Source organism: Sphingobium sp. FG125 (genome assembly GCF_057809795.1).
This window is the reverse complement of the sequence record NZ_JBMDKQ010000011.1, coordinates 83,429-104,614: the sequence shown is the minus strand read 5'-3', so window position 1 is coordinate 104,614 and position 21,186 is coordinate 83,429. Positions and strand designations below refer to the sequence as shown.

Genomic DNA, 21,186 nt, shown 5'->3' with positions numbered 1-21,186 from the left:
GCATCAGTTTGGGGAGATTGTCAGTGAAGATCATATCGGCCAAGGTCATCGTCACCTGTCCGGGGCGTAATTTCGTCACGCTCAAGATCATGACCGACCAGGGCGTTTATGGCATTGGCGATGCAACCATGAACGGTCGGGAAAAGGCGGTCGTCGCCTATCTGGAGGATCATGTCGTCCCCTGCCTGATCGGCATGGACCCGCGCCGGATCGAGGATATCTGGCAATATCTCTACCGCGGCGCCTATTGGCGTCGCGGCCCGGTGACGATGCGTGCGATCGCGGCGGTCGATGTGGCGCTCTGGGACATCAAGGCCAAGATGGCCAATATGCCGCTATACCAGTTGCTGGGCGGCCGCAGCCGCGACGGCATCATGGTCTATGGTCATGCCAATGGTAGCGATATTGCCGAAACCGTGGATGCTGTGGGCCAATATATCGATCTGGGTTACAAGGCCATTCGCGCGCAGACGGGCGTGCCCGGCATCAAGGACGCCTATGGCGTGGGCCGGGGCAAGCTGTTCTACGAACCCGCCGACGCCGCTTTGCCGTCGGTCACCGGATGGGATACGCGCAAGGCGCTGAATTATGTGCCCAAGCTGTTCGAGACGCTGCGCGACACCTATGGCTTTGGCCCGCATCTGCTGCACGATGGCCATCATCGCTACACCCCGCAGGAGGCCGCGAATCTGGCCAAGATGCTGGAACCCTATCAGCTCTTTTGGCTGGAAGATGTTACCCCGGCGGAAAATCAGGAAGCCTTCAAATTGGTTCGCCAGCATAGCGTGACGCCGCTGGCCGTGGGCGAGATTTTCAACACGATCTGGGACGCGAAGGATCTGATCCAGAACCAGCTGATCGATTATATCCGCTGCACTATCGTCAGCGCGGGCGGGATCACGCACCTGCGTCGCATCGCCGATCTGGCTGCCCTCTATCAGATTCGCACCGGCAGCCATGGCGCGACCGACCTGTCGCCCGTCACCATGGGAACCGCGCTGCATTTCGACACCTGGGTGCCCAATTTCGGCATCCAGGAATATATGCGCCATACCGAAGAGACCGACGCCGTATTCCCGCACGACTATCACTTCGACACGGGTGAACTGTTCTGCGGCGAAGCGGCCGGTCATGGCGTGGATATCGACGAGGCACTGGCCGCCAAATATCCCTACAAGCCCGCCTATTTGCCGGTCGCCCGGCTGGAAGATGGCACGATGTGGAACTGGTGACAGCGGGCGCGGGCGATTGGTAAGATGACTTGCGGACGGTTCTACCTTGTGACATGCCGATGCTATGGCAGAACGTTTGAAACTCTATCAGCGCGTCGCACTTGAAATCGAGCGCGGCATTCGCGAGGGCGTGCATCTGCCGGGATCCCGGCTGCCGCCCGAACGCGATCTGGCCGAACAGTTCAGCGTCAGCCGCCCGACGATCCGGGAAGCGATCATCGCGTTGGAAATCCGCCAGCTTGTCGAAGTGCGGCATGGTTCTGGTGTCTATGTCGTCGTCGCGCCGCCCAATGTGCATGCTGCCGCAGAGCTGAACGTCGGCGCCTTCGAACTGATCGAAGCACGCCTGATGTTTGAAGGGGAGGCGGCAGCTTTGGCGGCGGCCGTCATGACCGAAGCCGAATTGGCTGAGCTCAAAGTCATTTTGAGCCGCATGGAAGCAGCGGACCCGGCATCGGCGATTGAACTGGCATTGGACCGTTCCTTCCATCTGATGATCGCGCAGGGCACGAAGAACAGTCTGATCGAGCAGGCCGTCGAGCATCTATGGGATTTGCGCGAATCATCGCCGCTCTGTCGCCATATGTTTGAGCAGGCGCGGCAGGGCGGCATCAATCCCAGGCCCGATGAACATAGCCGCATCTACGACGCGCTGGTGGCGCGCGACAGCGATTTGGCGCGATTAGCGATGCGGGACCATTTGATGCGGGTGTCTGAAGATCTTTTGGCTGTTACCGAGCTTGAGATGATCGAGAACGCGAAGAAGGAAATTGGTAGCAAACGGCAGCGCTTAGCTAACGGCAGGCTGGGTCGATAGCTGGTGATATCTCGCGTCAAAACTGAGAGTCGTTCGCCAATAATGATCTGCTCCCGCTGAGTGACCCAGAGACTATCATAGCCAGATCACGTTGCTCCGGAGGCATCATCTCACATGGTGCTGTAGACGGCGAGAATGGACGATTATTTGCGCCACTGTTGCCCATGTGATCCGGCATTCCTGCGGACGTGTTCGAAATGGAGGATTTTTGTACCTTTTGAAACGAGAATCTGTAAGCCTGCACCATTCCGCAATCGATTGTTGCAATCGTTTGCGGAATGGTGCATAGAGCCTCTCGGTAATAGGTCACCGCAAACGGTCGACCATTTCAGGAGGGGTTGTATGAAAAGAGCATCATATCTGCTTGCCACCGTTGCGTTGGTAGCTATTCCGTCGGTTTCCGCATCTGCTCAGGATGTCGCGGCGGAAGCCCCCGCTGCTGACGCGCCGACCGACAGCAGCAGCAGTGACATCATTGTTACTGGAACGTCGCGCCCCGAACGTCGCCTGACGACCAGCATCTCGGTCAGCGCGCTGGACGCTACCCAGATTTCGCGCGCTGCGCCGCTTGGCAGTGCGGACCTCATTCGCAACGTGCCGGGCCTTCGGTCTGAATCGTCGGGTGGTGAGGGCAATGCCAATATCGCTGTGCGCGGTCTGCCGGTCGCCAGTGGCGGCGCAAAATTCGTCCAGTTCCAGGAAGATGGCCTTCCGGTTCTGAACTTCGGCGATATCGCCTTCGCGACTGCTGACGCTTTTGTGCGGCCTGACAATAATGTGCAGCGGGTCGAAGTCGTCCGTGGCGGTTCCGCGTCCACCTTCACCAGCAATGCGCCAGGCGCGATCATCAACTTCATCAGCAAGACGGGCAAGACCGAAGGCGGCAGCATCTCGCTGACCAAGGGCATCGATTTTGATCGTACCCGCATCGACGCGGATTATGGCGCGCCGCTGGGTGAAAACTGGAACTTCCATATCGGCGGCTTCTACCGGATCGGCGATGGCGTGAAGAAGATCGGCTACAACGCCGAGAATGGCGGCCAGATCAAGGCCAATATCACGCGCACTTTCTCCAATGGCTTTCTGCGGCTCAACTTCAAATATCTGGATGACAGTGCGCCTGCCTATATTCCCGTGCCGATCCGCAATACCGGCACCAACAGCAATCCCAAATTCAGCGGCTTCCCGAATTTCGATCCCAAAAAGGATCCGATCCAGTCCCCTTATCTTCGTTCGGATCTGGCGATCGGTGCTGATGGCAACCGCATCCGCACCGACGTTGCGGACGGATACCGGACCAAAGTGCGCGGCATCGGTGGCGAAGCCTCGTTCGATCTGGGCGATGGCTGGAAGGTAGAGGACAAGTTCAACGTCGCCAAGAATTTCGGCGGCTTCACCACGCCTTATGCGGCCAATGTCGCGCCGGCCGGCTCCTTTGTCACGTCGCTTGGCGGCGTCGGTGGCACGTTGCGCTACGCCAATGGTCCCAATGCTGGGCAGGTGATTGCAAATCCTGCCGGGCTCAACGGCAATGGCCTGGCAACCACGGTTCATCTGTTCAACGTGACGCTCGATGATTTCACCAACGCGACCAATATCCTGACCCTTTCCCGCAATTTTGACGGCGGCAATTTGGGCACGGGGTCGGTGACTCTTGGCTATTTCAAATCCTATCAGGCCGTCGAAATGGATTGGCACTGGAACAGCTATCTCCAGGAAGTCAGCGGCAACAAGCCGGCGCTGCTCGATGTTTATAATGCTGGCGGCCAGCCGGTCACGCAGAACGGCCTGGTCGCCTATGGTGAGCCGCTCTGGGGCAATTGTTGTGTGCGCAAATATGATGTCGATTACACGATCGATGCCCCCTACATCGCCGCCACATGGAAGACGGGCCGTCTCAACATCGACGGCAGCGTGCGCTTCAACAGTTCCAAGGCTGACGGCACTTACGCCACAAATACGGGCGTCAGCACGATCGACGTCAATCAGGATGGTGTGATCCAGACGCCGGAACTGTCTGTTCCCGTGGTCAATCTGCCCGCCGCCAAATCGGTGAGTTATCGCAAAAATTATTTCACATGGTCGGTCGGCGCAAATTTTGAGATCCAGAACGACCTCGCGCTCTTTGCACGGGTCAGCCGTGGCGCGCGTTTCAACGCCGACCGTGTTCTGTTCGGCGGTGGCGTCCGTGACGACGGCAGCATTGCCGACAAGATTGCAGTCAATTTTGTGAACCAGCAGGAAGCAGGCGTGAAGTTCCGTTCCGGTGGCATCTTTGCCAACGTCACGGCATTCCGCGCGACGACCGCCGAAGCAAACGAGATCATCATTCCGCAGCAGCAGGTGATCAACAACAAATATCGCTCTTATGGCGTCGAACTGGAAGCCGGTTTTGACTATGGCATATTCCACCTGACCGGTGGGGCAACCTACACCCATGCCCGGATCACCGAAAGTGAGGTGTCGCCCGCGCTCAACGGCAATACCCCTTATCGTCAGGCCGCGCTGATTTTCCAGGCCAGCCCGTCCATCGTGCTGGATCGCTTTTCCCTCGGCGCGAACATCATCGGCACCACTTCGTCTTATGCTTCGGATGCCAATCAACTCAAGATGCCGGGTTATGTCCTGACCGGTGCCTTTGCATCCTATGCGATCACGCCGGACCTGCGCGTATCGGTGAATGCGCAAAACATCTTCAACGTTCTGGCGATCACCGAGCTGGGCATGTCGACCGACACCCTCCCGGCAAACGGGATCAACACGGCGCGCGCCTTCCCTGGCCGCAACATCAGTGCAACGGTCAGCTTCCAGTTCTGACGATGATATAGGCTGGGCGTCCCGGTCAGCTTGGCTGGGACGCCTATATATTTGAAAAGAATAAGCGCCACGGGTTTGCGCACCGTCTTGGGAAAGATCGGCATCGCGGCGGCCTGTCTTGCCCTGCCATCAGCGCTGATGCCGCTCCGCCCAGTTCAGCGCCAGGTCGGCTACCTCTTCCCAGCCTGCGTCCAGCAACGTCCAGTGTGAGCGATCGGGAAATTCGCGATATTCGGTGAGCGACGCGGCGCGTTGCTGTTTGGCGAAAATCGCGCGGGTCATGGTGGCGTCGGCGATCAGATCCTTTCCGCCGCCGATCAGCAGCATCGGCGCGCGGGCAGGGTTGCGCCAGTTGATCCGCATCGGGTTGATGACCCCGTCCCAATAGACCCGGCCCGGCGTTGGCACGACATAGCGGTCATACAGGGCGTCAGTCTGGTCGGCAGCGACCGTCTGGGCGAAACGGCGCGCGAAGAAGTGGCGGGACATATGCTTTACCCTGTTGCGGCTGAACGGGTCGAGGAACACGGGCAGCGCAGAGACGATGGCATGGGGATAGAGCGGCACGCCCGGCGTGGGGGCGGGGTTGATCACCACGCCCGCCGCGCCAAGCCCCCGGTCCATCAGATGCTGGACGAAAACCCCGCCGACCGAATGACCGATCAGGATCGGCGCTTCCGGCAAGGCGCGGATGATGGCTTCATAATGGGCGACGATCGCCCGCTGGCCGAGCGTGCGTAGCGCCGGGTCGGGACTGGCGCGCAGGTCGGCGGGGGACCGATCGTCCAGCGGCCAGTCGGGCGCGATCACGCTATAGCCGCGCGCCTCGTAACGTGCCTTCACCGCGTCCCAGCTAGAAGCATTGAGCCAGGCACCGTGGACGAGCAGGATGGTCTTGGTCATGGCAAATCTCCCTGTTGGTGACGGGGGGTCAGGCGGTGTAGCGGGCCGCAGCCCGGTCCCGCGACAGGTTGGGGCGCAGCGCGGCGCGAGCGGCCAGATAGGCGTCCAGGTCGGCGATGTCGGGCAGCGAGGGGATGGTGATCATCTCGCCCAGGTCCAGCCCGGCAAAAGCGGCATCGACCATGGCGTTCACCTCCATCACCATCTCCGCCGGGATATGGGCCAGTTGCTCTTCTTCCCAGATGGCGGTGCGGGTGATGCCGGGCAGCACCGCCTGCACGCGCACGCCCTTTGCGCCCAGTTCGACCTGCAACGCTTCGGTAAAAGCCAGGACGAAAGCCTTACTGGCGGGATAGACGGCAGTGAAGCCGTCGGGCATCAGCGCGGTTACCGACGTCATGTTGATGATTGTGCCGCCGCCCAGTGCGGTCAGTCGCGGCGCGATGGCAGCCGTCAACCGCGTCACCGCCAATATGTTAAGGTTGATCATCCCGGTCAGATAGGCGGTGTCTGCATCGATCAGGCTTGTCTCGCCCGCGATCCCGGCATTGTTGACCAGGCCGATGATCGCTTCATCGCTACGCAACCGCGCCTCGACGCTCACCAGCCCGTCCGGCGTCGAGAGATCGGCGCTCAGCGTCTCGACCGCAACGCCGGTCTCAGCCTCCAGCTTCTGCGCAAGCGCCGCCAACTTGTCGGCCCGTCGGGCTACCAGGATCAGGTCATGGCCGCGCCGGGCCAGCCGGTCTGCATAGACCGCGCCAATGCCATCGGACGCGCCGGTGATGAGGAAAGTGCCTTTGGTCATGGTGTGATCCCTTCGTTGATCGGGCGGTTGCGCCCCGTGATCCAGTAGATACTATCATTGGCGTCGCGGCCGGATCGGCAGTTCCGACAATAAGCAGGCCAAAACCGACAAACGGGAGTTCAGCATGGTAGGTGCGGCGCGGACGGTGGCCGGTGTGGTCGCCGAAGTGGGACTGGTCCTCTATCCGGGTTGCCAGTTGGCGATGGTCCATGGGATCACCGACCTGTTTGCCATAGCCTCCCATTTTTCGGTGGACCGGGGCGGCGGCGTGCTGCGCGTCAGCCATTGGGCGATGGACGAGCAGGGCGGTTTCTCCCGCGCATTCGACACCCACGCGGCTGAGGCGACCTTGCCCGCCATGCTGATCAGCCCAGGCCGCCTGACCGGCCCGCCCGACGCGCAGGAAGCGGCCCCCTATGCGCGCTGGTTGCTCAATCGCCACGCGCAGGGCGTGGTGCTGGTTTCAACCTGCGGCGGCGCATTCCTGCTGGCGGAAACCGGCTTGCTCGCCGGGCGGCCGGCGACGACGCACTGGCTGTTTGCCGACCAGTTTCGTGACCGCTTCCCCGACGTGCGGCTTGATATCGACAAGATGGTGATCGAGGATGGGGACATCATCACGGCGGGCGGGTTGATGGCGTGGACTGATCTTGGGATGCGGATCGTCGATCGCCTGCTTGGCCCCACGGTAATGATCGAGACGGGCAAATTCCTGCTGATCGACGCGTCTGGCCGCGAACAGCGCCATTTCAGCAGCTTCGCCCCGCGCCTGACCCATGGCGATGAGGCTGTGCTGAAAGTCCAGCACTGGTTGCAGGAAAGGGCCGGGCGGGCGGTGAGCGTAAGCGACATGGCTGGGAAAGCGGGGCTGGAGGAACGCACCTTCCTGCGCCGCTTCAAGGGGGCGACAGGCATGAAGCCGATCGAATATGTCCAGAATCTGCGTGTGGGCAAGGCGCGCGAGTTACTGGAATTTACAAAGCGATCGATCGACCAGATCGCCTGGGCCGTGGGCTATGAAGACTCCACTGCCTTTCGCCGGATATTCCATCGCATTATGGGCCTGTCGCCGGGCGACTATCGCAACCGCTTCTCCAGCGGGGCGGAGTTGCCCGTCGCGGCGTGAGGGTCATCTTGACCGCCGTACCGGACAGATGGTGACGGCCCCCAGCAGGGCAAAGCCGCAGCCCACTATATAGAGGATGGCATAATCGTCGCCCTGCGCACTGCCGATCGCCAGGATGATCGGGGCGATCGCTGGGGCCAGAGACTGGGGCAGGCTGTTGGCGATCTGGAACACGCCCATATCCTTGGCGCTGTCCTCCGGCCGGGGCAGGATGGCGGCGAGCAGGGCGAGATCGACGGCAAAATACAGCCCCTTGCCGATCCCCGCCATCGCCACGCCGACCAGAAATTGCGGGACGGACGGAGCCAGCGCGATCGTCAGGAAACCGGCGGCCTCCAGCGTCGCGGCCAGGAACACCAGCGGCTTGCGACGCCCGGTCCAGTCGGTGATGAAGCCGCCAACCAGCGAGATGGCGATGGTCGCGGTCGCGATGATCGCCATGGATTTCACCATCACTTGCGTCGCCTCGCCACGCGGCAACGAGAGCTGATCGGTCAGGAAAAACAGCTGGTAAGTCAGCAGGAAGGACCAGGCCATCATGATCAGGAAACGGCTGCCGAACGCCCAGCTGAAGTCCCGGTCGCGGAACGGCGCACCGATCGCGCGCAGCATGGCGAAGGGGCCAAGCCGGCGAAGATCGCCACCCTGCGCCGGGCGATCGGGCAGGATCAGGCACAGCGCACCGATACCTGCCACCGTGATGGCGAAGGGCGCGAGGAACATCAGCAGCGACGACCCCTGCGTATATTGGGTGATCCAGCTACCCGCGAACGTCCCCATCGTCGATGTCATGCCCAGCATCCCGGCAACGCGGCCCTGCCAGCGCACGGGAATGACATCGGGCAGGATCGGCAGGCAGCCCGCCTGCATCGCGTTGAACCCGGCCTGGCAAATGATCCAGCCCAGCCCCAGCAGCAGCAAATTGGTGGCCAGGCCAAGGATCAGCAGACCCGAACCTGCAACCACCAGCCCGCCTACCAGCCATGGCCGTCGCCGCCCGAACCGACTGCGCGTCCGGTCCGACAGCGCGCCGCAAATCGGCGTCGCGACCAGCGCGACGAAGCCGCCAATCGCCAATATGATGCCCAGCCAGCGGCCCTTTTCCGCCTCGCTCGCAATGTCGCCCACCCGCAACGCCAGCGTCAGCACCACCGGCGTCAGCAGCGCGACCCATATGCCGAACTGCGCCAGTACATAGACGGCAACGAAGCCAAGCGACACCGGCGGACGGGTAGCTTGCGGCGATGGCGAAGGGGTCATCGAAGCGATCTTTCAAACGGGCGATCAGGGGTGATAGCTTTTGCCTTCCGCATCGGCCTTCGCCTTGGCAGGGCTGTCGGCGAACAGGTCGTTCATCTTGGTCGGCAGGTTGGGCCTTACATACCAGTCGACCGGAAAATCCGCCGCGTGCGGCCCGTCCATATTGCGGTTCACCAGGCCAGAACTGGTCTTGCGCGTGTAGGGAACGACATGCTGGCCCTTATTGTTGCCAAGCTGGTCGAACAGCGCCTTGCGCAACGTGATCTTGGTATCCAACCACTTGGGGTCTTCGATCAGATTATGCATCTCGTCGGGATCGCTCTTGAGGTCATACAGTTCCTCCAGATCCCAAACGCCGTGATATTGGATATATTTCACCCGGTCCCGTTCGATCGCGAAGGTGGTGGGCGTCTGCGGGAAGCTCCATTCCCAATAATATTCATAAACGAAATCGCCCGGATTCCAGGTCATTTCATCGATCTTGCCCTCCGCGACGGGCAGGAAGCTCTTGCCCTCCATCTGCGCGGGCTTGGCGACATGGGCGATGTCGAGGAAGGTGGGCGCCAGGTCGAGATTGCGCACCACCGCCGGGTTGGTCACCCCCTTGGGCACCATGCCGGGTGCCCAGACGATCATCGGCACGCGCACCGATGGCTCATAGGCATTGCGCTTGTCGATCAGCCCATGTTCGCCGATCAGGAAGCCATTGTCGGAATAAAAGACGACCATCGTGTTCCGGTCGAGCTTGTTCTTTTTGAGATAGGCCATGATCCGGCCCAGGCTCTCATCCACGGGGGACAGAGTGCGATAATAGTCGCGCACCTGCTCCGTCATCGGGTTGTTGGTATGATAGGGGAAGTCCGCGCCATGCCAGCTGTTGCGCTGGTTGCGCACCCATAGCGGCTTGCCTGCATTGTTTTCAGGCGTATTCGCCATGCTGGCGGGCAGCTTGATGTCCAGCTTGCTATATTGGGTCTTGTAGCGGTCTGGCGGCAGCGGGTCACTGTGGACCGCCTTGTGGCTGAGATACAGGAAGAAGGGCTTGGACGGATCGCGGCCCTTTTCCAGCCAGTTCATCGCATAATCGGTCAGTTCGTCGGTGATGTAACCGGTGCGTTTGACGTGTGCGCCATCGACATTGAGCATCTGCCGATCACCCGCCGCGATCCGCGCTGGCGAGAGCTGTTCGGTCGGGAAATAGGTGCCTTGCCCCTTGAAGCTGACCCATTTGTCGAAACCGTCGCGCGGTGCATCGGTATCAAACCCCATATGCCATTTGCCAAAGAAGCCGGTCTGGTAACCCGCTGCCTGAAGATATTTTGGAAAGAAGGTCAGCCCTTCCTCGGAACTATTATTATTGTCCACCACGCCATGGTTACGCGCAGTCTGGCCGGTCAGGATGGTGGCGCGGCTGGGCGAGCAGAGCGAGGATGTGACGACCGCATTGGGGAAATAGACCCCATTTTTCGCCAGCGCGTCGATATTGGGAGTCTGGAGGCCCGGCGTCAGGAAGCCCATCGCGTCATAGCGCAGATCGTCTACCAGCACGAAGATCATGTTCGTCGGCTTTGTCGGCGCGTTCACCGGCTTGGCCAGTGCGCCCGGTCCCAGCAAAGTGCAGGCGGCGATCATGGCGGCGCTCAGCGCGCGGCGGGCAGTGTTCACGGGCGTGGTCCCTTCTTGTCCCGGATGATGCAGCGAAAGCCGATATGGCCGGTCGAACTGTCGACCGCCTGCGGATGGCGCGCGGCGGGGCGATAGCGCTGGCAATAATTAGGCGCACATAGATGCGATCCGCCTTTCAGCACCTTGCGCGGAATGGCGATGGCCGGATTGGCGGGGTCCAGACTTTCGCGCTTCGTGCCGCCGCGCGGATTGGCCGGGACGCAGCAACTCCCTTTGGTCTTGCGCTCGATTCGGGGCTGGGCGAACCAGTCGCTCGTCCATTCCCAGACATTGCCAATCATGTCGAACAGGCCATAGCCGTTGGGGGAATAGGTGCCGACGGGCGATGTACGTTCATAACCGTCCGATAATATGTTGGCGAAGGGGAAAGCGCCCTGCCAATAATTGGCCTGGCAAACACCGCCTGGCGCCAGTTCGTCACCCCAGGCATAGTCCGCACCATCCAGCCCACCGCGCGCCGCATATTCCCATTCCGCCTCGGTCGGCAGCGCCTTGCCCGCCCATGCGGCATAGGCCTCCGCATCTGCATAGGCGACATGGACGACGGGATGATCCGCCAATATGTCCAGCTCAGTGTCGGGTCCATGGGGATGCCGCCAGTTTGTGCCGATGCTAAAGCGCCACCACTGGCTGGCATCGTCCAGCGGCACCGGGCCGCTGGTGCGCTGGAACAGCAACGATCCCGCCTGCGCCATCGCCGGGTCCATGCCGGGATAATCCTTCGGATCGGGCGCTATTTCCGCCAGCGTGATGTGGCCGGTCGCTTCGACGAAACGGGCAAAGTCTCGGTTTGTAACGGGCGTTTCGTCGATCCAGAACCCATCCACCTGCACCCGGCGCACCGGCGCTTCTTCGGGGTAGAATCGATCCGATCCCATAAGGAAAGCGCCGCCGGGCAGATGGATCATCCCGTCAGTCACGGCTGGGGGCAGCCTTCAGCAATATGCCCGCACCGCGCGGATAGGCGGGCGGCGGGCCGTCGTCGGGCAAGTCGGGGCGTTGCGCCTCGACATCGGCCATGGAGCGGGGCAGCGCGAAGGGCAGGCGTCCCTTCGCCACGGCGCGACCTGTAACAATGTCCAGCACTGCCGCATCGGTCGCGCCAAAGGTGACGATCAGGGCGCGGGCCATCGGCTCGATCGCGGTCAGGATGGCGGGGCGGTCCATCTCGACCGCGACGATGGTGGGGACATGGGCAGACGCGCGGGCGATCGCCTGCACATCCTTGTCAGCCGCGCGGAAATCGAGCCGCCCTTCATGCTGGCGCGCGCCAAAGAAATGATGCGGATGCAGCGTCTCGAACGGGGTGGCGGTGCGAACCAACGCAACGTCCGCCTTCGCCGGATCATCCACCACCGTGAAACCTGCGGCGCGGGCCGCCGCTGCATCGACCCTATACAACCATATCCGCTTGCTCGGCGCGACCGGCAGGGTCGCCTTGTCATTGCGCAACAGCACCTGGCTGGCACGCTGGACGGCGTCGCCCTCAGCCTGCGCCTCGCGGCTCCCGACAATCCGGGCGGCGGCGACCTCGTCAACATAGGGATTGTCGAACAGCCCCAGTTCAAACTTCAGCCTCAGCACGCGGCGCACGGATTCGTCGATCCGCTTTTCGCTGACCAGTCCCTTTGCCATCGCATCCAGAATGGGCGCGGGATCGTCCGCGCCGCCAAACTGGTCGATCCCCGCCTCAATGCCCTTGGCGAAGCGGGTCGTCTTGTCGGCCGTTTCCATGCCCCAGGGCGTGCCGATCGACGCTGGCGTCTGCGGGTTGGTGGCGTCGGGGGCCATGCAGGCTTGCGGGCAATCGCGGGTTATCGACCAGTCCGACACGATCAGGCCACGATACTTCTTCTGTCCCCGCAACAACCCGGTCAGCATCTGCTTGTTGAAGCCCGCCGCGACCGGCTCGATCGGCTGGCCTGCAATTTTCGGTCCATGGACGATGACATAGGTGGGCATGACCCCGGCACTGCGGGCGGCCAGGCTGTCGTCAAAGGCGCGGACATGCTGGGCGAAGGATGAGTCGCTCAGCATGGCGTTACGGCCATAATAGTTGTGGCCGTCAAACCCTTCCGGCTCCGCTCCATAGCCGACCCAATGTTTGACTACCGTGGCGACGCCATCGGGCTTCACGCCGCTGCGGCTATGCTGGAACCCTTCGACATAGGCACCGGCGAGGCGTGATACTTGGGCGGGGTCCGACCCGAAGGTAGCGGCGAAGCGCGGCCAGCGTGGTTCGGTCGCAAGATCGGCCTGCGGCGATAGCGCCATATGGATGCCGACCGCGCGATATTCCTGCCGCGCAATGTCGCCGAAGCGCCGAACCGTATCGGCATCGCCCAGCGCCGCGAACCCCAGCGTGTCGGACCATAGCGAAAAGCCGCCGCCAGTGGTGCTGGCGCCCAGGGTCGCCTGAAAATGATGGCGCGGATCGGTGCTGATCGTGGCCGGGATACCAAGCCGCCCAGCCTCCGCGAGCTTTTGCACCACGTTGTTCTGCGCCGCCAGTTCTGCGGGCGACACAACCAGCCGGGTGATGAAACTGCTGATATGGCGATCGTTCAGCAGTTTGGCGGTCGCGTCGGCATCGTAGATGTTGCCCCCAAAGCCAATGGGAGAGCCGGGCGTTGGCAGCGTCCCGTGCAGCAGTGTCCCGGCCTTTTCCGCCAGCGTCATCTGGCCCAGCAGATCCTCGACCCGCGCTTCGATGGGGGCACTTTTGTCCTCATAGCGATCCAGTCGGCCATTATGGTTGAGGTCGCGCCAGCCAGTCGGTACCGCTGCCGCACCGCTCCCTGCCAGCACGAAAAGCGATGCCGCGACGATCCAGCGCACCTTTACCATATCAATTGTTCCCTCCCGCAAAAGGCATCGACCGGACTGACCCCGGTGAAGGGCGCATCGCCTGTCAGCCTCTCCACCAATGCCATCTGGACATCGGGCAGTGAAGCATAGGCGTTGATATAGGTCGCGAAATTGGGCGCGTCATACAGATAATAAGGTTGGCCGAAGGATACCAGCAAGGTCGGTATTTCGCGGTTGAACTGGATCATGCCGTTGCGCGGGCTGGCGTGCAGTTTGGCGAAATCCAGGAAGATATGGCTGAGTGATGGCGTTGCTTCCTGGCCGATCAGATAGAGGACCAGGTCGGTATCCTGCGGCGTGGGCATCGCTTCGGGGTCAAAGCTGCGCACGATGAAATCCCGGTCTTGCAGCGCCGCACGCAGCGGCGTGAAGTCGCGGTCGAGCGCACCGGAAAAGAAGCTTGTTCCTTCGTCCGAGATAATGACGACACGGCGATGACGTTGGGGATTGATCGGCAACAGGGCGGCGCTGTCCTTGACCAGGGTCAGGCTCCCCGCGACGGCGCGGGCCGCTGTTTCCAGATGATCTGGCTGACGCAGCGTATCGCGCACTTGTTCCAATGGGGCGATCCGCTCATCCAGCGTCATGCGGTGCAGGCCAAGCTTTGCCTTTAATGACAGGAAGCGGGTGACCGCGTCGTGCAGCCGCTGTTCCGACAATCGACCCTCGCGCAACCCTTTCAACATGAAGGCCATATCCTCGGCCGGATCGCTACTGAAGAGGAAAACATCGCAGCCATTTTCGATCACCGCAGGCACCGCCTCGGCGCGCGCCATCCAGCTGGTCAGACCGCCCATGACAGTGGCGTCGGACACGATCAGACCCGCAAAGCCCAGTTCCTCGCGCAGCAACTGCTGGTTCAGCAGGCGGGAGACAGAGGCTGGCTCGAATGCCTGCGCGCGCGCCTGCGGCAGTTTCTCGCGAATATAAGCGGGCAGCGCAATATGCGCCGACATGATCGTCATCACGCCATCATCAACCAACGTGCCAAAGATCCGGCCAAAGGTCGCGTGCCACTCGGCCATGTCCATGTCATTGACGCTGGTGACGAGATGCTGGTCGCGATCGTCCAGCCCGTCTCCGGGCCAGTGCTTGGCACAGGCCGCGACCCCCTGCGCCTGTAATGCGCGGACATAGGCGCGCGCTTGAGCCAATATGCGATCCGGGTCGGACCCGTAGGACCGGGTCCCGACCACCGCGTTGCGAAAGGCGCGGTTGATGTCGACGACAGGCGTGAAGGACCAGTTATAGCCCAGCGCCCGGCTTTCACGCCCAACGATGGCGGCCAAGTCGGTGCTGAGGGTGAGGTCGTTACAGGCGGCGATGCCCATCTGGTTGGGAATGGCAGTGGTGAAGGGATAGCTGATCGTGCCCCCTTCAATATCGCCCGACAGGATCAGGGGAATCTCGGAACGTTCCAGCGCATCGCGGGTCGCGACCCATGCCGTGTCGAGATCACGGGTCGGGAAGCGATGAAGGCCGCCCGGCGCATGGGTTAGCAATCCCGCATTCTCCTCTGCACTGTCATGCCGCGCCGACAGGACAAACAGCTGCGCGATCTGCGCTTCTACGCTCATGGCGTCGCGCGTGCTTTCGACCCAGGCCATGTCCTCCGGGGAGAGGGCGAGAGGACCGGCGCTGGGTGAAAGCGAAGAAGACTGGGTAGGAATGACGGGACTCATTTCTGATCGGTGGAGGCGTCGTCGTGCTGGGCGCGGCGGTGTTGGCCGCCGCGCCCTTCGATCAGAATTTGAAGCCCAGCGTCGCGCCGAAATAGCGGTCCGCATCCTTGTTGAAGGTGCCGACCAGATCGGTGGTACCGCCCAGGAACGACGAGTGGCCGATGCTCGTCAGGTAATTTTCGTCGAACAGATTTTTGACGAACAAGGTCAGGCTGTAACGGCCGTCAATCTGCTTGATGCCGATGCTGGCGTCGACCAGCGTATAGGCGGGCTGTTCCAGCAGCGGGTCCTGCTCGACCGAAAAGTTCATCGCGCTCTGGAAGTTCACGCCAACCTGCGCGAAACCGGCAAAGTCGGTGCCGGGAATGTCCGCCTCGTAACGCGGGGCGACGGTGATCTTCCACTTCGGGCTGACCGGCTGGGCCGCATCGCGCAGATTTTGCGTTGGGGTGACACCAGGGGCGGAGCGGTAGCAGATATTCGTCGGCTTGCCCGACAGGAAAGGGGCTGCCGCGTTGAACTGCTGCGGGCAGTTGAGGCCGTCAATGTCGATCCGCGCATCTGAATAGGTGACCGCGCCGGTCAGGCTGAAATGATCGTCGGGCCGTACGGTCGCTTCGATCTCGAACCCCTTGGTGCGCGACTTGCCTGCGTTGGTCGACGCGAACTGGACCACGCCCGCGGCGAGATCGGACCGGTTCGCCTGCACTTGAAGGTTCGTATAGTCCGCCAAGAACAGCGCGGTGTTAAAGCTCAGAACGCCGTCGGCGGTGCGACCCTTAAACCCGATTTCATAGGCGTTGACATGTTCTGGCTCCAGAACAGTCTGGTTGGCCAGGTCCGTGCCGATTTCCATGTCATAGCCCAGCCCCTTATAGCCGCGCGTATAGCTGGCATAGACCTGTGCATTGCGGCTGAATTCATATTGCAGGCCCGCCTTGCCGGTCACGGCCGTATCGCTCGCCGTGATCGATCCGCTGACCGGCGCATTGCCCGGCAGTACCGCGTCGCCCGGCACCAGCGGCGAAATGCGGCTACCGCTGTTGGTGCCCTTTTCATATTGCAGGCGCAGACCGCCGATCGCCTTCAGACCGCCGACGATACGATAATCGACCTGGCCAAAGACGGCGACGCTGTCCTGCTTCAGTCGGACATTGCTGGCCGACGACTGATAGATGGTGTTGGCAGGCGCGCAGGGCTGGCCAAAGGTGCCGGCGGTGCAACGTACGCGGCGGCGGTCGAACGGCCGCTTGATGTCGGAATGCATGTAAAACACACCGGCGACATAGTTGAGGTCGCCGCCACCATTATTGGCGATGCGCAATTCCTGGCTGAAGGCGCTCAGGTCCAACTGGCCGTGGTTCTGGCTCCAGTCGGCATAAGCGGCGGACGCGCCCACGAACAGCGGCACATTGCTGTTGATCCGCTCGATCGGCTGGTTCACGTCCAGATTATAGGATTGATAGGCGGAAATGGACGTGACCGTCGCGGCACCCAGATCCCAGTCGGCCTGCAACGAATAGGTCTGCTGGTCGCTGTTGGAATAGGTGACCGTCTCGTCATTGAGCGTGCGGTTGTTGCGGGTGGCGGTGATCGGGCCGACCAGCGCCTGGAGATTGGGGTTGGTAATCGCGATCCAGGTCGATGCGCAGCAATCCGCCTCCGTCTTGCGATATTCGCCTGTGAACAGCAGGTTCAGATTTTCGGTCGCATCCCATTCCAGCTTGCCACGCACACCCCAGGATTTTGAGCCATTGTCCCAACTGTCGGTGGCGATGTTGCGGGCAACGCCGCGCACGTCATTGTAGAAGCCGGTGAGGCGGGCGCGCAGCGTGTCGCTGATCGGGCCGGACACGGTGCCACGAGCGCGATATTCGCCATGTTCGGCGATGGTCGCTTCGCCACGGCCTTCAAATTCGCGCGAGGGGCGGGCGGTCGTCACGCTGATGACGCCGGCGGTTGCGTTCTTGCCGAACAATGTGCCCTGCGGACCGCGTAGCACTTCGACGCGCTCAATGTCGGCCAAGTCAGTAAAGCCCTGGGTCTGGCGCACCGCGACCACGCCATCGACCACGGTCGATACCGAGGATTCAACGCCCTGGCCGAACAGCGCAGTGCCGATACCGCGAATGCGGAAGCTGCTGTTGGTCGGCGTCGCGCCCTGCTGGAAGGTGAGCGACGGCACGGCCTGAACCAGCGAGCTGCTGTCATTGATCTGGCGGTTGGCCAGAGTGTCGGCGCTCACCGCAGTGACGGCCAGCGGCACGTCCTGCAGCCGCTCGGCGCGCTTCTGCGCGGTGACGACGATGTCGGTGCCGTCCAGCGGCTCCTGCGGCGCAGCGTCCTGCGCGATCACGGCGGCAGACATCATCGCGATGCTCAGGCTGAAAAGCGACACTGCGGCGCGGCGCATGGTCATGGCTTTGGAAAAACGCATATATCCTCCCCTGTCCGGCGCCTGTATCGACGCGCGGTCTTGCAACTATGAGTCCGACCAGCAGTTGCCCGCTCGGTTGTAGCGCTAAATCTTCCTGTGTAGCGCCAGAGTCAATATGATTATTTTAGCGCTACATTTTTTTGCGAATTGCGGATTTCTTGCAACAGCGCGCGGGTCATCCATTTGCAACCGTCAGGAATATAGAGTTAAACGGCATGTAAGGCGTGTCTGCGTCGGTTCAGGGAGTTTCCAGCCATGGCCCGTTTGGGGCGTCGTACCAGCCAGGCTATCACCATCCAGACCGTTGCGGAACGCGCCGGCGTGTCGGCCATGACCGTGTCCAACGTCCTTAACAACAGCCCGCGCGTGCGCCAGGCGACGCGGGACACGGTGATGGCGGCGGTGCGGGAACTCAACTATGTTCCCAACATGGCGGCGCGGGCGCTGGCCAGTGCCAGCGCGACGCGGATCGGATTGCTCTATCGGAACATCGAAAATGCGTTCCTCAGTTCCATATTGGTCGGCGCGCTGGATGCGACCAGCCGGCTTGGTGCGCAATTGCTGCTGCGCCCACTGGAAAGTGGCGATCCCAAAGAAATTGCCCAACAGATGCAGGGGCTGGTGGAAAGCGGCGCCCACGCGATTTTGATCGTCCCGCCCTATTGCGAGGTTGCCAATCGCCACGGCCTGACCCGCGACTTCCCCGTGCCGGTCGTGGCGATGTCACCGGGCGACATATTGCCGGGCGACCATATGGTGCGGATCGACGATTTCGGCGCAGCACGCGACATGACCACCTATCTGATCGGCCTGGGCCATCATGACATCGGTTTCATTCGGGGCGGCGCTGGTCATATGATCCACCGGACCCGGTGCGAAGGCTATCAGGCGGCGCTGCGCGACGCAGGGCTGCCGATCCGGCCGGACCTGATCGTGACCGGCGACATGAGCTTTGAATCGGGCCTTGCGGTCGGCGCGCAGCTGCTGGACCTGCAGGATCGGCCTACCGCAATCTTCGCCAGCAATGATGACATGGCTGCTGCGATCATCTCGCTCGCCCACAGGCGCGGGCTGGATGTGCCGCGTGACCTGTCCGTGGCAGGCTTTGACGACACGCCGATCGCAGTCAAAATCTGGCCATCGCTAACCACGGTCAAACATCCGGGCAAGGACATATCGGCGCAAGCGGCTATGCTCGCTGTCTCGCTCGCTAGAGGAGACCAGGAAGGCATAGCCGCGCCGACGGAGCAATATCTCGACCACCGTCTGGTCGTTCGCGAATCCACCGCAATGCTTGGGCAAGTCGATCAGAAACGATAGCCGACTGTCCCCATGACGTTGCGCGGTGCTCCCATAAAACAGTCGCCACGGGCAAGGCACGACGCATAATAACGGTTGTTGAGGAGATTGGTCGCGTTGAGCGCGAAGCGCCAGCTTTGCCAGTTGATCTCCGCCAGACCATCGACCGTAGTGCGCGCCGGGGTGACGATTGACCAGAGCGCATTGGTCGATATGCTCTTGCCGCTATAGACCACGCCCGCACCCAGGCGCAGTTGCGCGCCGTCGGCGACGCCAAAGCTCTTGGTCGACCAGAGCGAGGCGGTATGGCGCGGCATATAATCGAGGCTGCTATTCACTTCCGAACGCAGCTTGCTGTAGCCATAATTGGCGAGCAGCTCGAATTGGCCAGGCAGGGTGTGACTGGCCTCAATCTCAAAGCCCTTGGTTGTCAACTCGCCGGACTGGGTCGTGGCACCATTGGCCAGATAGAGGACGCGGTTGCGCTCCTTAATGTGGAAGGCGGTGACGGTGACCAGACTATTGGGGGCTGGCTGCCACTTCACGCCCGCCTCGAACTGGGTGCCGGTCTGCGGCTTGTACGGATCGCCGATGACACCGCCCGGACCGGTAAGGGAGCCGGCGATCGGCAGGAAGCTTTCGGTGTAGCTGAAAAAAGGCGATAGGCCCGCGCCGATCTCGCCGATGATACCCGCGCGGAAGGTGGTGGCAGTGTCCTTCTGGCCGGAGGAGCCAGTGACACGGTCGCGGCGTGCGCCCAGCACGACGGAGACACGATCGAAAAAGCGGATCTGGTCCTGCAAATAAACGCCCAGCTGCTTTTGCGATTCATAGGTGAAGGGGCCGGTCGGATCATAGGTTTGGAGCGCGTCCTGATCGATATCATAAAGATCGATCGTCTCGACCCCCAAGGCACCGCGCTTGCCGACCTTGTTCCAGCTATAATCAAGACCGACGAGCAGCTTATGCTCGATATTTGCGCCGGTGTTGAAGTTGAACTGGAGATTATTGTCGGTCGAAAAGACATTCATCCGCGCATCGCTGGCTTCTGCGTAGAGACCGATGGTGCGGCCGTCGGCTGCAAAAGGATTGGTCGGGTTGGAGTAGCTGTTCGCGTAGTGGGTCTTATATTCCAGGTCACTGTCGATATAGCGTGCCTTGACACTGAGCCGAACATAGTCGGAGAAAGTATGGGTGATGGCGCCGCCGCCCTGAATCGAGCGGCCATTATAGCGGTCCCAGCCCGGCTTGCCGACGAACGCATATTGATCGAGCTTGCCCGCCGGATAGGCATTGTTCGGCAGGAAGGTGCCGACGATCGGCAGGAATTGGGAGGTCGATCCGGTATCGTCCTCCTGATAGAGACCAGTCAGGACAATGTCGGTATCAGGCGTCGGCTGCCACCGGATCGACGGCGCGAACATCACGCGATCGTCGGGGACATGATCGACATAGGTGTCGGCATCGCGGACGCGACCGACGGCGCGGATGGCGAGAGTGTCGGCCAGGGCGAGGTTGACGTCGGCCAGCGCTTCCTTGCGGTCGAAGCTGCCATAGACCAGGCTGGCTTCGCCCCGCGTTTCAAAACCCGGCGTCTTGGACACCAGATTGACGAGGCCACCAATCGACCCCTGGCCGAACAGCACGGAGGCCGGGCCGCGCACGATTTCCACACGGTCGAAATTATAAGGGTCGGACGTGATGCTGGCATAATAAGAGAATATGTCGCGCATCCCGTCGCGGAATTGCAGCGCATCAAGGCCGCGCACGTTGAAGCCATCGACACGGGTGTCGCGGCCATAGGGATTGGCCAGCACGCCTGCGGCATATTTCACCGTGTCGCTGATGCTGATCGCGCCCTGCGCCAGATATTGGTCGGACGTAATGACCTTGATCGGCTGAGGCAGCTGGATCAGCGGCGTTTCGGTTTTCGTCCCGGCATTGGCGGCGGTGACGATGATCTGGCTTTCGCTATCGTCAAAAGAGGGTTGGGCAGCGTCGGGAGCCTGTTCTGCCGCATGAGCGGCTGTGCCGCAAAGGGCGATAAGCGCGGCGCCGCAAAGCGCGAAGGAGCGGGTGGCGGACATGGTTTCAGTTCCCTGTTGCAATTGATTCTCAGCAGGGAAAGCGCGTAACGCTATTAATATTCATTCGCAATATATAATTGGGAGACCGCCACTTTCTCGCGGGACACTATCTCGATGTCGATGTCTGTGGACCCAACCACGCACCTGGCCGTTATACCCGCTCC

The 21,186-nt window shown here is 61.6% G+C and carries 14 protein-coding genes; 5 read left to right on the top strand and 9 right to left on the bottom strand.

Translation table 11 applies throughout. The annotated features are described in order from the left end of the window. The first annotated feature begins 23 nt into the window (after nucleotides 1–23). The 3 genes from manD to ACODSR_RS12440 all read left to right on the top strand — a co-directional run bounded on the left by manD (nucleotide 24) and on the right by ACODSR_RS12440 (nucleotide 4,866). The gene (gene manD / locus ACODSR_RS12450) at nucleotides 24–1,232 is read left to right on the top strand and encodes a D-mannonate dehydratase ManD (protein ID WP_489076902.1); all 1,209 of its coding nucleotides are present in this window, start codon (nucleotides 24–26) and stop codon (nucleotides 1,230–1,232) included. A 64-nt stretch (nucleotides 1,233–1,296) separates the two neighbouring features. Continuing rightward, a complete protein-coding gene (locus tag ACODSR_RS12445) occupies nucleotides 1,297–2,049 on the top strand; it encodes a FadR/GntR family transcriptional regulator (RefSeq protein ID WP_489076900.1) in 753 nt (250 codons plus the stop codon). A gap of 342 nt (nucleotides 2,050–2,391) precedes the next feature. Then, entirely contained in the window at nucleotides 2,392–4,866 is a 2,475-nt protein-coding gene (locus tag ACODSR_RS12440) for a TonB-dependent siderophore receptor (RefSeq protein ID WP_489076898.1), read from the top strand. Nucleotides 4,867–4,995: 129 nt separating this feature from the next. On the opposite strand, the gene ACODSR_RS12435 is transcribed toward ACODSR_RS12440, so the two are convergent. Together ACODSR_RS12435 and ACODSR_RS12430 are read right to left on the bottom strand one after the other, a co-directional pair. Continuing rightward, on the bottom strand, nucleotides 4,996–5,769 hold the full coding sequence (locus tag ACODSR_RS12435; protein ID WP_489076896.1) for an alpha/beta hydrolase: 774 nt from the start codon (nucleotides 5,767–5,769) through the stop codon (nucleotides 4,996–4,998). A gap of 28 nt (nucleotides 5,770–5,797) precedes the next feature. Continuing rightward, nucleotides 5,798–6,577, bottom strand: a complete 780-nt coding sequence (locus ACODSR_RS12430; RefSeq protein WP_489076894.1) for an SDR family NAD(P)-dependent oxidoreductase — start codon at nucleotides 6,575–6,577, stop codon at nucleotides 5,798–5,800. Nucleotides 6,578–6,701: 124 nt separating this feature from the next. On the opposite strand from ACODSR_RS12430, the gene ACODSR_RS12425 reads away from it, so the two are divergent. Further along, on the top strand, nucleotides 6,702–7,703 hold the full coding sequence (locus ACODSR_RS12425; RefSeq protein WP_489076892.1) for a GlxA family transcriptional regulator: 1,002 nt from the start codon (nucleotides 6,702–6,704) through the stop codon (nucleotides 7,701–7,703). A 3-nt stretch (nucleotides 7,704–7,706) separates the two neighbouring features. Here the strand turns inward: ACODSR_RS12425 and ACODSR_RS12420 are convergent, their stop codons facing one another. From ACODSR_RS12420 to ACODSR_RS12395, 6 genes are all read right to left on the bottom strand, one after another. After that, nucleotides 7,707–8,963: an MFS transporter gene (locus tag ACODSR_RS12420; protein ID WP_489076890.1), complete on the bottom strand. Its 1,257-nt coding sequence runs from the start codon at nucleotides 8,961–8,963 to the stop codon at nucleotides 7,707–7,709. Nucleotides 8,964–8,987: 24 nt separating this feature from the next. Then, nucleotides 8,988–10,595, bottom strand: coding sequence for a sulfatase family protein (locus ACODSR_RS12415; protein ID WP_489077002.1), 1,608 nt, complete (start codon nucleotides 10,593–10,595; stop codon nucleotides 8,988–8,990). A gap of 29 nt (nucleotides 10,596–10,624) precedes the next feature. Further along, entirely contained in the window at nucleotides 10,625–11,557 is a 933-nt protein-coding gene (locus tag ACODSR_RS12410; RefSeq protein ID WP_489077000.1) for a formylglycine-generating enzyme family protein, read from the bottom strand. A gap of 4 nt (nucleotides 11,558–11,561) precedes the next feature. After that, complete coding sequence (locus ACODSR_RS12405; protein ID WP_489076888.1) at nucleotides 11,562–13,496, bottom strand: glycoside hydrolase family 3 protein; 1,935 nt, start codon at nucleotides 13,494–13,496, stop codon at nucleotides 11,562–11,564. After that, on the bottom strand, nucleotides 13,490–15,124 hold the full coding sequence (locus tag ACODSR_RS12400) for a glycoside hydrolase family 3 protein (RefSeq protein ID WP_489076886.1): 1,635 nt from the start codon (nucleotides 15,122–15,124) through the stop codon (nucleotides 13,490–13,492). The genes ACODSR_RS12405 and ACODSR_RS12400 overlap by 7 nt, the downstream gene beginning before the upstream one ends. Before the next feature lie 136 nt (nucleotides 15,125–15,260). Beyond that, complete coding sequence (locus ACODSR_RS12395) at nucleotides 15,261–17,636, bottom strand: TonB-dependent receptor (RefSeq protein WP_489076884.1); 2,376 nt, start codon at nucleotides 17,634–17,636, stop codon at nucleotides 15,261–15,263. A 255-nt stretch (nucleotides 17,637–17,891) separates the two neighbouring features. Here ACODSR_RS12395 and ACODSR_RS12390 point away from each other — a divergent pair, with 255 nt between their 5' ends. Continuing rightward, on the top strand, nucleotides 17,892–18,956 hold the full coding sequence (locus tag ACODSR_RS12390; RefSeq protein WP_489076882.1) for a LacI family DNA-binding transcriptional regulator: 1,065 nt from the start codon (nucleotides 17,892–17,894) through the stop codon (nucleotides 18,954–18,956). Here the strand turns inward: ACODSR_RS12390 and ACODSR_RS12385 are convergent. Next, nucleotides 18,944–21,022 carry a TonB-dependent siderophore receptor gene (locus ACODSR_RS12385; protein ID WP_489076880.1) on the bottom strand — a complete coding sequence of 693 codons (2,079 nt, stop codon included), beginning with the start codon at nucleotides 21,020–21,022 and terminating at the stop codon, nucleotides 18,944–18,946. The genes ACODSR_RS12390 and ACODSR_RS12385 overlap by 13 nt on opposite strands. Between the last annotated feature and the right edge of the window lie 164 nt (nucleotides 21,023–21,186).